The organism is Chitinimonas sp. BJB300, assembly GCF_002735695.1.
Classification (GTDB): domain Bacteria; phylum Pseudomonadota; class Gammaproteobacteria; order Burkholderiales; family Chitinimonadaceae; genus Chitinimonas.
On record NZ_PDZH01000047.1, the window covers coordinates 1 to 11900 of the forward strand.

General features: G+C 56.9%; 11 protein-coding genes and 1 pseudogene. 7 read left to right on the forward strand and 5 right to left on the reverse strand.

The window, feature by feature from the left end; genetic code table 11:
• The 5 genes and pseudogenes from CSQ89_RS09825 to CSQ89_RS09845 all read right to left on the reverse strand — a co-directional run.
• Window positions 1-127: pseudogene (locus tag CSQ89_RS09825) on the reverse strand (IS701 family transposase); the annotation flags it as partial.
• A 257-nt stretch (window positions 128-384) separates the two neighbouring features.
• On the reverse strand, window positions 385-876 hold the full coding sequence (greB, locus tag CSQ89_RS09830; RefSeq protein ID WP_308418137.1) for a transcription elongation factor GreB: 492 nt from the start codon (window positions 874-876) through the stop codon (window positions 385-387).
• 79 nt (window positions 877-955) lie between these two features.
• Entirely contained in the window at window positions 956-2602 is a 1647-nt protein-coding gene (locus tag CSQ89_RS09835; protein ID WP_099406016.1) for a pseudouridine synthase, read from the reverse strand.
• Between the two features lie 71 nt (window positions 2603-2673).
• Window positions 2674-4104, reverse strand: coding sequence for an aminotransferase-like domain-containing protein (locus CSQ89_RS09840; protein ID WP_099405985.1), 1431 nt, complete (start codon window positions 4102-4104; stop codon window positions 2674-2676).
• Between the two features lie 194 nt (window positions 4105-4298).
• Window positions 4299-5042, reverse strand: a complete 744-nt coding sequence (locus CSQ89_RS09845) for a metallophosphoesterase family protein (RefSeq protein ID WP_099405986.1) — start codon at window positions 5040-5042, stop codon at window positions 4299-4301.
• Between CSQ89_RS09845 and CSQ89_RS09850 the strand changes: the two genes are divergently transcribed.
• From CSQ89_RS09850 to CSQ89_RS09880, 7 genes are all read left to right on the forward strand, one after another.
• Complete coding sequence (locus CSQ89_RS09850; RefSeq protein WP_199065391.1) at window positions 5029-5670, forward strand: M15 family metallopeptidase; 642 nt, start codon at window positions 5029-5031, stop codon at window positions 5668-5670. The two genes, CSQ89_RS09845 and CSQ89_RS09850, sit on opposite strands and share 14 nt — an antisense overlap.
• A gap of 4 nt (window positions 5671-5674) precedes the next feature.
• Complete coding sequence (locus tag CSQ89_RS09855; RefSeq protein ID WP_099405988.1) at window positions 5675-6319, forward strand: histidine phosphatase family protein; 645 nt, start codon at window positions 5675-5677, stop codon at window positions 6317-6319.
• A gap of 20 nt (window positions 6320-6339) precedes the next feature.
• Complete coding sequence (gene radA, locus CSQ89_RS09860; protein ID WP_099405989.1) at window positions 6340-7704, forward strand: DNA repair protein RadA; 1365 nt, start codon at window positions 6340-6342, stop codon at window positions 7702-7704.
• A 119-nt stretch (window positions 7705-7823) separates the two neighbouring features.
• Complete coding sequence (trxA, locus tag CSQ89_RS09865; RefSeq protein WP_099405990.1) at window positions 7824-8153, forward strand: thioredoxin TrxA; 330 nt, start codon at window positions 7824-7826, stop codon at window positions 8151-8153.
• Between the two features lie 227 nt (window positions 8154-8380).
• A complete protein-coding gene (gene rho, locus CSQ89_RS09870) occupies window positions 8381-9631 on the forward strand; it encodes a transcription termination factor Rho (protein WP_099405991.1) in 1251 nt (416 codons plus the stop codon).
• A 171-nt stretch (window positions 9632-9802) separates the two neighbouring features.
• The gene (locus CSQ89_RS09875; protein ID WP_099405992.1) at window positions 9803-10063 is read left to right on the forward strand and encodes a type B 50S ribosomal protein L31; all 261 of its coding nucleotides are present in this window, start codon (window positions 9803-9805) and stop codon (window positions 10061-10063) included.
• A gap of 119 nt (window positions 10064-10182) precedes the next feature.
• Window positions 10183-11823, forward strand: coding sequence for an ArnT family glycosyltransferase (locus CSQ89_RS09880; RefSeq protein WP_099405993.1), 1641 nt, complete (start codon window positions 10183-10185; stop codon window positions 11821-11823).
• Window positions 11824-11900 lie beyond the last annotated feature (77 nt).

Here is an 11900-nt window from a genome sequence, read left to right on the forward strand (position 1 = left end):
ACAAAAAACGCGTCACCTGGTCGTGGCTCACTGCACCACCTACCATCGCCGACAAGCCCGTTGCTGTCGCCGCACCAAACGTGCTCAGCAAATAGTCGGTGTACAAATCGAGTTCTTTGTTCTTCATTGCGACAGGTTAGCGTATGCACTGCGTAACATCAGTTATTGATTATCGTAGGGGAGAAAGCTTGCAACGGCTAATGGTGCACGTTGATCTGGTAGAGTCTATTCACGAACCCCAGCTGCACAACGCTGATCGCGGCACTTATCAGTTAGCGCATCACACTACTTGGCTTGTAGTCCCCCTGTTATGGAAGACTTTTTTAGCACGAAATGGGTTTGTTGCACGCCACAAAAGTAAATTGGCCAGAAAGGTGAGGCGATTTAGCCCAAATCCACGTACATCACTGCCAATACCTCGATCTCTTCCACACCACCCGGCCCACGCAGTACCACCACCTCGCCTTCACGCGCTTTTAGAAGGCAGCGGGCCAACGGTGAAATCCAACTGATATGGCCTTTGTCGAGATTCAGTTCATCGACACCGACGATGCTCACTGTCTGCTCTTCGCCATTTCCACGCAGGACAGTAACCGTAGCCGAGAAAAAGACTTGGTCAGTCGCTTCCCGCATCGCAGGGTCGACTACCTCGGCATTCTCCATGCGCTTGGTCAGAAAGCGGATGCGCCGATCTATCTCGCGCAAGCGCTTCTTGCCATAGATGTAATCGCCATTTTCCGAGCGGTCACCATTACCCGCTGCCCAGTTGATCATCTGGGTCAAGGCGGGACGCTCTTTGGTGACCAAACTGTGCAACTCCTCGCGCATGCGCTCCCAGCCGCCTGGCGTCATGTAGTTCTTGGTCGATTGAGGCAACTGCAAATCTTCCGGCAGCGCCTCATCTTCATCCCCTTCGTTTTCGCGGGTAAATGCCTTGTTCATGTTCAACTTTTGCTCAACGGTCTGGCGTACGGCCAGCCATATTCAGGCCAGCCCATTTCAGCACGGTTAACACTTCGCGCTCATCAAGTTCGTAATATTGGCCTCGTTTCAGACGCGAAGGCAGCGTAAGCATGCCAAACCGAACCCGCATCAAGCGCGAAACCGTCAGCTCAAAGTGTTCGAACATCCGCCTTACTTCACGGTTCCGCCCTTCCTTCAAGATAACGCGATACCAGTGGTTGATGCCTTCGCCACCCTGGTCCTGCATCACCTGGAAACTGGCTGTACCGTCTTCCAGCTCGATACCGTCCAGCATCTGCTGGCGTTGCTCTTCCGTCAGGCTACCCAGCACACGCACGGCATATTCACGCTCAACCTCAAAGCTGGGATGCATCATCCGGTTGGCAAGGTCACCCGAGGTAGTGAAAATCAATAGACCCGAGGTGTTGAAGTCCAAACGGCCTACCGCCACCCAGGCAGAGGACTGCACCTTGGGTAGGCGATCAAACACCGTGGTACGGCCTTCCGGGTCATCACGGCTGACCAGTTCGCCTTCCTGCTTGTGATACATGACGATGCGCGGCAAGCGATCAGGCCATTTGATGTCGATCTGCTTACCATCAAAACGCACCTGGTCGCCTGGAGTAACACGGGAGCCCGGTTCGGCAAGCTTGCCGTTGATCGATACGCGGCCAAGGGTAACCCATTCGTCGCAATCACGTCGCGACCCCACACCCGATAAAGCCAATGCCTTCTGGATGCGTAGCTCGCCAATGTATTTGGTTTCCACACGCTTCTCGCGCAACTGCTGGGCGTCCGCCTCCTGCTTCTCGCTGCCGCGTCGCACACGCAACTTTTTGGCACGTTCGACAACGGGCGCCGCCTGCACTGAATTGGCTTTACGCAATTCGCGTCGGGCATCAGCATCCAGGCTTTGATCACGCGGTGGGCGGGCAGTCCGATCACCTCGGCTGGCGGGTTCGGCACCTTCGTCGCCGTAGCGCTTACGCTGACGGTCTTCCACACTGCTGAACGCACGGCCACCCATGAAGTGTTGCTCAAACTGGCGCTTACGCCCATCCGCCGCAGGCGCATCACCTTGCGGCCGACCACGGCCGTCTCCTCGAGTATTACCACCTTGGCCACCACGGGCCGTATGACCTGCTTCGCTACGACCCTGTCCTTCTGGGCCGCTGCGCGGGCTACGGGGATTCACACCCTCCTGAGGGCGGGTTCTTTGACTAGGCGCAGGGGCACGGTTGCCATCAACAGGCGCCCGACGGCCATCACGATTCGGCTCGCCATAACGCCCTTCCGGCGCTGCATTGCGCGGGCCACGTGGATTTCCCCCTTCTGGGCTACGCGTACGCGGCCCGGCTGCCGAACTACGATTGCCATCGACCGGCGTACGACGGCTATCTCGACTCGTTTCGCCATAACGGCCTTCTACCGGTGCACTGCGCGGTCCACGTGGTGCTGCGACTTCGTTGCCACGGGCGCGGCCACGGCTGCTACCTTCACCTGCCTGGCCACGGGCATCACCATGATTGCTGCCAGCAGCGTTGGACTGAGGCCGGGCACGGCCACTACCGCGCGGACTGGCGGACGAACCAGCATAGCCGGCAGGGGATTTAGGGGAAGGTTTACGGGGCGGGGCCATGACAAGAAAACTCCAATGACAAACGGCGGTGCGTACACCGCCGTTGCCAAAAATTGATTCGAATAACGACATTATAGCGCTTTGATGGGCTCCCCAGCCGCCGCACGTGCCAACCAAGCCCAAACACGAGGGTCATCCATATGCGCGACATTGAAGCGTATCCAAGGCGTAGCCTCGCCTCGCGGGCAGAAAAGCACGCCTGGGGCCAGCATCAAACCTTCTGCCATCGCCGCTTCAGCCAGCGGTGCCGAATCCGCCACGCCGGGTAGGCGGGCATAGAAAAACATCCCGCCGGTAGGTTGAGCCCATAGAACGAAGCCCAGCGCCTCCAAGCGAGGCAGCACTAAATCCGTCACTTGTTTCAGGCGATTCTTCACCCGTTCCATATGCTTGCGATAAGACCCTTCAGTGAGCATTGCATGCATCACTCTTTCCGACACCTCCGACGTCGATAACGAGGTAAGCAGCTTCAAATCGCACAAATCCTGCGCCCGGCGTGGGTCGGCAACGATATAGCCCACCCTCAGGTTGGCTGACAGTGTCTTGGAAAAGCTACCGATGTAGATCACACGATTTAGCTGATCCAATGCCGCCAGCCGCTCGCCAGGGCCAGTTTGGAAATCGCTGAAAATATCGTCTTCGACGATAGTCATATCGTATTTTTCTGCCAGCTGCAGAATCCGGAAGGCATTGGCACGATTCATACTGGTGCCCGTGGGGTTGTGCAGCACACTATTGGTAATAAAGAGCTTGGGCTTATGCTCGATCAACAGCTGCTCCAGCACCACCACATCGGGGCCATTCGGTGTACGTGGCACACCCAATAAACGCGCGCCATTCAGCTTTTGGTTGGCGAACAGATTGAAAAATCCTGGCTCATCGACCAGCACTGCATCGCCTTCATCGACCAGATAGCGGGCGATCAAATCCAGTGCCTGCATTGCTCCCGCCGTAAGCACAATCTGCTCGGGTTGCGCCTCAATTTCCAACTCAGCCAAGCGTACACATAATTGCTGGCGTAGCGGTCGGTAGCCAAAAGGTTCCCCATAGGAAGCCAGACGCGCATTCGGGCGACGTGTGAGATCGCGTAGCGCCTTTTCAAGCTCTGCCTCCGGCATCCAATCCGGCGGCAGCCAGCCACAGCCGGGACGCAGCAAGCTGGTATCCGACGTCAGGGCATCGTGCCGCAGCAACCACAATGTATCCATGCAGCGGCGCAACGGCGGCTCCCGGCGCGGGGACAGGCGCGAACTGGCATCCACACGCGAAGCGACAAAAAACCCCGCGCCCCGACGCGATTGAACATAACCCAACGCCACCAACCTGTCGTAGGCTTCCACCACCGTGAACTTGGACACACGATAATCAACAGCGAAACGACGGATCGAAGGCAAGCGACTGCCCGAGCGCAGACTCTTATCTCCGATTCGGGCAATGAACTGCTCAACGATTTGCTCAACCAATGGGCGGGCTGCTGCGGGATCAACATGCAGGGGTGTCATGACTGGCTTTTAATGGTGAAGTGTTTTTAGTTGATAGGGATTTTTCGACCACGACAAAGCGACGTTTGAAATGAATCAGCACGTAACGCGCATGGGAATTGTCCGAACTGTCCGTCGATTGTCTGCATTACAGTCCAAGACAGCAAGGCAACTGGTCGGATGCGTAATAACTTAAGCTCCTGGCGAACCCTTTGCTAGCCGGCTCTCTCCAATCGCTGTGCCAGTACTTCGGGCAATCCAGCCGCACGCATAACTGCAGTAGCAGCAGCCGTATCATAAGGAACGCGGCGGTAAGTCAGCACTTGCGTATCGGTATCGAACAACGCATAGGCAGCGGCTGTATTGCCATCACGGGGCTGCCCTGCCGAGCCGGGGATTGCCAACCAACGGTTTGGTCCATCCAGCGGTAGGGGTTGCCCAGGCTGCGGCACACAGTGGCTCGCCTTGCCAAGGTTGGAGACGCTATACAGCGCAGGGTCGTGCGCATGACCACAGAAAATGAATTTATGCGGCACTACCGCCAATGCAAAGGACGCATCGGCAGGGGTCAGTATGTAATCCCACTCTTCTGGTTCCCACGGATTCGCATGCGCAAAATAACAGCCCGCCAACTCCGCCGTCAGCGGGAGGCGATTGAGAAATTCGATGTGCCTCGCCGTCAGCCTTGGCTTTGTCCAATCGATCACCGCCTGCGCATCCGGCCGCATCCGTTGGCGCAACGTGCCGGTTGCCGCTGCATCATGGTTGCCCCGTACCGCTATTGCACCCTCGGCGACAAAGCGCATTATGGTATCAAGCACCCACTCTGGTTCAGCCCCATAGCCAACATAGTCGCCCAGAAAAATATAACGGCCAGGGTTGAAGACCGCAGCGTCTTCAAAACAGGCGCTCAGCGCAGGACGATTGGCGTGGATATCAGTCAGGATGGCAAGCAACATAGCGCAGCAATTCGGTTCAATAGACTTTCAGCATAGCGCCTACGACGCCTACACTGTCGATTTCCACGCCGCCACCTGTCCTCGCATGTCGGATTACATCGCCCGTATCACTTCATTGCATGCAGCGCTGGGCATTCCCACCGACCATACCCAGCTCAAAGCCTTGCCGCCGTGCCAGGAAGCCACGCTGCTGGTACCGTTGGGCCTTGACGCCTTTGGTCGTGACCAGTTTGCCGAACCAGCCACTGCCGACGCGTGGCGCACCATGCAAGCTGCCGCCCTCGCAGAAGGCGTTGTGCTGCAATTGGCATCTGCCTTTCGCAGTGTCGACTATCAAGTCGGCTTGATCCAACGCAAGTTGGCGCAGGGCCAAACCATCGACGCCATCCTGCAAGTAAGTGCCGCCCCCGGCCACAGCGAACACCATACCGGCCGTGCGCTGGATATCACCACACCGAATAGCGAGGCTCTGGAAGAAAGTTTTGAAAACACAGCCGCCTTTACCTGGCTGGTTCAACATGCACAGCAATTCGGCTTTCAATTGAGTTACCCGCGTAACAACCCCACAGGCATCGTCTACGAACCCTGGCATTGGTGTTATACGCCAACCGCCACAACCACCCTCTAGAGCCATGCCCAATACACAACTTTGGCTGATTCGCCACGGCGAAACAGCCTGGAATGCGGAGCGCCGCTTCCAAGGCCACACCGATATCCCCCTCAACCCCAATGGCGCACAACAGGCAAAGAAACTGGCGGAGCGCCTGATTCACCAACACAGCCAACAAGCATTTGCCGCCATTTACAGCAGCGACCTCAGCCGAGCCCGGCATACCGCCGAGCCCACCAGCCTGGCAATCAAGTTGCCCATGCGGCTCGATGCGCGCTTGCGTGAACGGCACTATGGCGTGCTTTCCACCCTGACCCCAGAAGAAATGGCGGTGGAACACCCCGAAACATTCCGCCGCTGGCAACGACGCGACCCAGCCTATGTCCTGCCACGTGGAGAAAGCCTCAATCAGTTCAACCAACGTGTCATGAATGCCCTGAGTACTATTGCACGCGAGCATGCCGGCCGGTCTGTCATCGTCATGGCCCACGGTGGCGTACTTGATTGCGCTTATCGGGCCGCACACGGCATGGCTTTGTCCGAGCCGCGCAAATACACGTTGCACAACGCCAGCATCAACCGGATGCGCTTTGCGGCAAACCAGTTCCATATCGAGCGTTGGGGCGACATCACCCACCTGGATGCCGAGGCGTTCGATGAGCAATAACGTTGGAGGGCTGACCACTTATGGCCAAGCCTAAAACTGTCTATACCTGTTCCGATTGCGGCGGCATCAACCCCAAATGGCAGGGCCAATGCCCGCATTGCAATGCCTGGAATACGCTGAGCGAGACAATCGCCACCGATCCAAAATCCGCGAACAGCCGCTTCCAGTCGCTGGCAGCCGACAGCGGCGTGCAATCACTGACCGATGTCCAAACCGCTGAGGCACCCCGCACGCCAACAGGCAGCGAGGAACTCGACCGTGTTTTGGGCGGCGGCTTGGTGCGGGGTGCCGTCGTGCTGATTGGCGGAGACCCGGGCATCGGTAAATCCACCCTGCTCTTGCAGGCGCTTTGCCATCTTGGCCAGAAACTGCCGGTGCTGTACGTGTCGGGTGAGGAATCAGCCCAGCAGATTGCGCTGCGCGCCCGCCGGCTCGCCCTGGAGGCTGGGCCAGTACGTCTGTTGGCTGAGATCAACATGGAAACGATACTGGCCACGCTGGCGCGCGAAAAGCCACAGATTGCCGTGATCGATTCCATTCAGACTGTCTATAGCGAACAACTGCAATCCGCGCCGGGCTCCGTCGCCCAGGTACGTGAATGTTCAGCCCAGCTGACGCGTTATGCCAAAACCAGCGGCACCACCATCCTGCTGGTGGGCCATGTCACCAAGGATGGCGCCCTGGCAGGGCCTCGCGTGCTGGAGCATATCGTCGATGCAGTGCTGTATTTCGAAGGTGATACCCACTCAAGTTTTCGCCTGATTCGTGCGCAAAAGAACCGCTTTGGTGCCGTCAACGAACTGGGCGTGTTCGCCATGACCGACAAGGGCTTGCGGGGCGTCACCAACCCCTCGGCTCTGTTTCTGAGCCAACATACCGAACCGGTTCCCGGCACCTGCGTATTGGTCACACAGGAAGGCACCCGGCCCCTGCTGGTCGAAATCCAAGCCCTGGTGGATGAAGCCCATGCACCCAACCCCAAACGGCTGGCCGTGGGCCTGGAACAAAACCGCCTATCACTGCTCCTGGCGGTGTTGCACCGCCATGCAGGTGTTGCTTGCTTTGACCAGGATGTCTTTGTGAACGCTGTAGGCGGCGTCCGGATTGCTGAACCGGCAGCCGACTTGGCGGTGCTGTTGGCGATTGTGTCGTCGCTGCGCAGCCGCGCGCTTCCGGAAAAACTGGTTGTCTTTGGTGAGGTAGGGTTAGCCGGTGAAGTGCGGCCCGTACAACGTGGCCAGGAAAGGCTGAAGGAAGCCGCCAAACTCGGCTTTACCAGCGCCATTATCCCTAAGGCAAATGCACCGAAACTACCCATCGCCGGCATGCAGATCACCGCGGTGGAACGGCTGGACCAAGCCGTGGCAGCCATGCGCGGTGATTGAACTATCAAGCCCATCTAAACAATCAATCGCCAGATGCATTCCGATTGGACGCATGATCGGTTACGATTCAACCTTGTGTTGCCGGCCAAACCGGCGCGTTCTAGATCATTGGAGAAATTATGAGCAACGAGCTGATTCACCACGTAAGCGATGCCAGCTTTGAAAACGATGTATTAAAGGCCGAGGGCCCTGTTCTGGTCGATTACTGGGCTGAATGGTGCGGGCCATGCAAGATGATCGCCCCCATCCTTGATGAAGCAGCCGTCGAATACAACGGCAAGCTGAAAGTCTGCAAACTGAATATCGACCACAACGAAGCCACGCCACCCAAGTTCGGCATCCGGGGCATTCCTACGTTGATGATCTTCAAGAACGGCGCAGTTGCTGCAACCAAGGTTGGCGCACTAAGCAAATCGCAATTAATGAGCTTCATTGACAGCAATTTGTAAGTCGATGCAAGCCCAAAACCGCGTGCCTGCTTTACGACAGACATGCGGTTTTATCTTTTTGTTCGTTGACAGCTTGCAAAGGCACATCTAAGCTCCTTCCATACCTGTTCTGAGAATTGCTGAAGTATTCGTTTTGGCAATTAGGTCGGCGCCCTGCCGAATCATCCATCCAAGTATCCCTAGATTTAAACCAATCCCTCCACCCAGACTGGAAAGTCTATCCGCACATGCATTTGTCCGACCTAAAGCACAAGCACGTATCCGAGTTGGTCGATATGGCCACCGATATTGACGGTGCAAACCGGATGCGCAAGCAAGACCTGATCTTCGCTTTATTGAAGAGCCAGGCCAAAAAAGGCGAAAGTATCTTCGGCGATGGCACGATGGAAGTGCTGCCCGATGGCTTTGGTTTCCTGCGCAGCCCCGATACCAGCTACCTGGCAGGGCCTGACGATATCTACGTCTCGCCTTCACAGATCCGCCGTTTCAATCTACACACCGGCGACACGGTAGAGGGCGAGATCCGTACACCCAAGGATGGCGAGCGCTACTTTGCCCTGGTCAAGGTTGACAAGGTCAATAGCGAACCGCCTGAAGCCGCCAAAAACAAGATTCTGTTCGAAAACCTGACGCCGCTATTCCCCACCAAGCGCTTGCAGCTGGAACGGGATATCAAGTCTGAACAGAACATCACCGGCCGCATCATCGATCTGGTCGCACCTATCGGAAAAGGCCAGCGCGGGCTTCTGGTGGCGCCACCCAAGTCAGGTAAGACGGTCATGTTGCAAAACATTGCCCATGCCATCACAGCCAATCACCCCGATGTCGTGATGATTGTGCTGCTGATTGACGAGCGCCCGGAAGAAGTCACCGAAATGAGCCGCAACGTACGCGGTGAAGTGGTTGCTTCAACCTTCGACGAGCCCGCCACACGGCACGTGCAGGTTGCAGAAATGGTGATTGAAAAGGCCAAGCGCCTGGTCGAGCACAAAAAAGACGTTGTTATCCTGCTGGACTCTATCACCCGCTTGGCCCGTGCCTACAACACCGTCATCCCCGCCTCTGGCAAGGTACTGACCGGTGGCGTAGACGCCAATGCCCTGCAAAAACCCAAACGCTTCTTCGGTGCAGCTCGCAATATTGAAGAAGGTGGTTCGCTAACCATCATCGCCACCGCCCTGATAGATACCGGCAGCCGCATGGATGACGTGATCTACGAAGAGTTCAAGGGCACCGGCAATATGGAAATCCATCTCGACCGCCGCATGGCCGAGAAACGCATCTACCCCGCCATCAACGTCAACCGCTCCGGCACACGCCGTGAAGAGTTGCTGATCCCTGCCGAGCAACTACAAAAAATCTGGGTGCTGCGCAAGCTGCTCTATCCGATGGATGAGCTGGAGGCGATGGAGTTCCTGTTCGATAAGATCAAGCAGACCAAGACCAATAACGACTTCTTCGATTCGATGCGTCGTTAAGATTTATCTGCCTTGATTAAGAAAACCGGCCACTTCAGGCCGGTTTTTCCTTGATCTGATAATGCTGATTCTCTTGCCTAATCAAGATGTTCTCACGCATAATCGCGCACTTTTCTACGTAAGACGGGCTCTGCACATCCCAGGCCCACCTTTAGCTAAGGGACCCCCGAAATGAAAGCTGGCATTCACCCCGAGTACAACGACATCATCTTCTTTGATGCAAGCGTCGACTTCAAATTCCTGACCCGTACCACCATGAAGGCCCGTGGCGCCGAAACCATGAAGTGGACCGACGGTAAGGAATACCCTGTCGTGCGTCTGGACGTATCGTCCGAATCGCACCCTTTCTACACCGGCAAGCAAAAGATCGTCGATACCGCCGGCCGTATCGAAAAATTCAAGAACAAGTTCTCCATGTACGGCAAGAAGTAATTCCTGCTTACAGCAAAAAAGGCAGCTTAGGCTGCCTTTTTTGTTTATCGGTACGCCTGCCTTCTGACTGGCCCACCGCACCCTGTTAGACTTCAAGCACCGCCCAGCCTCTCGCGCCAATGCTCACCTACACGCCGCCACACGAACAAGACCTGCCCCCCGCTACCGAAAAACCCTGGCTGCTGCTGTTACTTTGCCTGACGTGGCTACTGCCCGGCTTGTTGGGTAGAGAACCTCTTAAACCCGACGAAATCATCATCTCGGATATCGTCCGCGATCTGCTGAATGGCGGTAATTGGAGCCTGCCCATGTTGGCCGGAGAGCCCTGGTTGGAACGCGCCCCGCTGTTCTATTGGGCAACTGCCATATTTGCCTGGGCAGGCCTGTGGGTAGATATCCCATTGCATGAAGGCGCGCGTCTGGCTACGGGTAGCTTTATGGCACTAGCACTCTGGGGCGTCGGCCTAACTGCGCGCGAGTTGATCGGCCGGCGCCATGGCCGTAGTGGTGTGCTGATTCTGATCGGCTGTGTGGGCCTGCTGTTGCCTGGGCACGCGCTCAATGGGGATATCGCCGTATTGGCTAGTTGGTGTTGGGGTATCTATGCCCTTGCCTTGGCACCCCGTCTTCCACTCCCTGCGGGATTAATACTGGGCTTGGCCATCGCGGCATGTGGTCTGGCCGGCAGCTTGGCTGAAGCAACCCTGTTATTAACCCTGGCCAGCCTGATGCCGCTGTTCAAAGCCTGGCGCATCCAGCGGTACGGACTGACTATCCTCATTGCCCTGGCGCTGGCCATCCCGTTGATCGCCAGCTGGGTGTTGTCCCTGTACCAGAACGCACCGACGGCCTTTGACACTTGGTACGACTGGTATGCCTTGGGTTTCTTTGGTGGCTTTACCTATGTTCGCGCCATGCACCCATTTGGCTACTACCTGCAACTGTTGCCGTGGTTTGCCTGGCCCAGTTGGTTTCTGGCGGGCGCGACGCTCTGGATGCAGCGGGACCGGCTCAATCAGGCGCGTTTCCAGTTGCCTTTGATGGCGGGTGGTCTGACGCTGTTGTGCCTGTTCCTATCCGATAGCGGCCGTAGTGGCTACGCGCTATTGCTGCTGCCGCCGCTCTCCCTTGTCGGTGCAGTAGGGTTGGATGTACTTCGCCGTGGCGCGGCTTCGTTTATCAACTGGTTTGGCATGCTGACTTTCGGCCTGCTCGCCCTGTTTCTATGGGTCTGCTGGACCGCCATGCATCTGGGCAGCCCGGCCCGACTGTCCGGCCGCATCAGCGAACTGGCACCCAGTTTCCATGCCCACCTTTCCATCCCAGGCCTCTTACTGGGCGTCGTATTGACCTTGTTTTGGGTTTGGGCCGTAACACGCAGCCGCCCAATGGGGCGCCAAGCCGTCACCAACTGGGCTGCGGGTGTAACCCTATGCTGGGGACTGACAACTGCGTTTGCCAGCGAGTGGGTGAATGCTCGTACCAGTTACCGTGACTTTGCCCGTAGCATCGCTACCGCCCTACCTGCGGATGAATGTGTCAGCAGTGAAAACCTGCAAAGCAACCAACGCGCTGCATTGCACTACTACTTGGGCTTACAAACCGATCGGCGCGAGCTGAATGCCAATAGCGCTTGCCGCTGGCTACTGCGCCAAGGCGGACGCGAAATTTTAACCCTACCCGATGGATGGCAAGAAGTCTGGCAAGGGGCACGCCCCGGGGACCGCAATGAACGTTACTACCTGTATCGAAAAAATTAACCCCGAAAGAGAGACACCTGTAGATCGGCCAACACCATCGCTGGGTGGGATCATCACTGCCTGATGAATCCCAATCA

Excerpts from the sequence above, each read along its gene's own strand:
- CSQ89_RS09835 (WP_099406016.1), bottom strand. The coding sequence starts at position 2,602 with ATGGCCCCGCCCCGTAAACCTTCCCCTAAATCCCCTGCCGGCTATGCT.
- CSQ89_RS09840 (WP_099405985.1), bottom strand. The coding sequence starts at position 4,104 with ATGACACCCCTGCATGTTGATCCCGCAGCAGCCCGCCCATTGGTTGAG.
- CSQ89_RS09850 (WP_199065391.1), top strand. The coding sequence starts at position 5,029 with ATGGCAAGCAACATAGCGCAGCAATTCGGTTCAATAGACTTTCAGCAT.
- CSQ89_RS09845 (WP_099405986.1), bottom strand. The coding sequence starts at position 5,042 with ATGTTGCTTGCCATCCTGACTGATATCCACGCCAATCGTCCTGCGCTG.
- CSQ89_RS09855 (WP_099405988.1), top strand. The coding sequence starts at position 5,675 with ATGCCCAATACACAACTTTGGCTGATTCGCCACGGCGAAACAGCCTGG.
- radA (WP_099405989.1), top strand. The coding sequence starts at position 6,340 with ATGGCCAAGCCTAAAACTGTCTATACCTGTTCCGATTGCGGCGGCATC.
- trxA (WP_099405990.1), top strand. The coding sequence starts at position 7,824 with ATGAGCAACGAGCTGATTCACCACGTAAGCGATGCCAGCTTTGAAAAC.
- rho (WP_099405991.1), top strand. The coding sequence starts at position 8,381 with ATGCATTTGTCCGACCTAAAGCACAAGCACGTATCCGAGTTGGTCGAT.
- CSQ89_RS09875 (WP_099405992.1), top strand. The coding sequence starts at position 9,803 with ATGAAAGCTGGCATTCACCCCGAGTACAACGACATCATCTTCTTTGAT.
- CSQ89_RS09880 (WP_099405993.1), top strand. The coding sequence starts at position 10,183 with ATGCTCACCTACACGCCGCCACACGAACAAGACCTGCCCCCCGCTACC.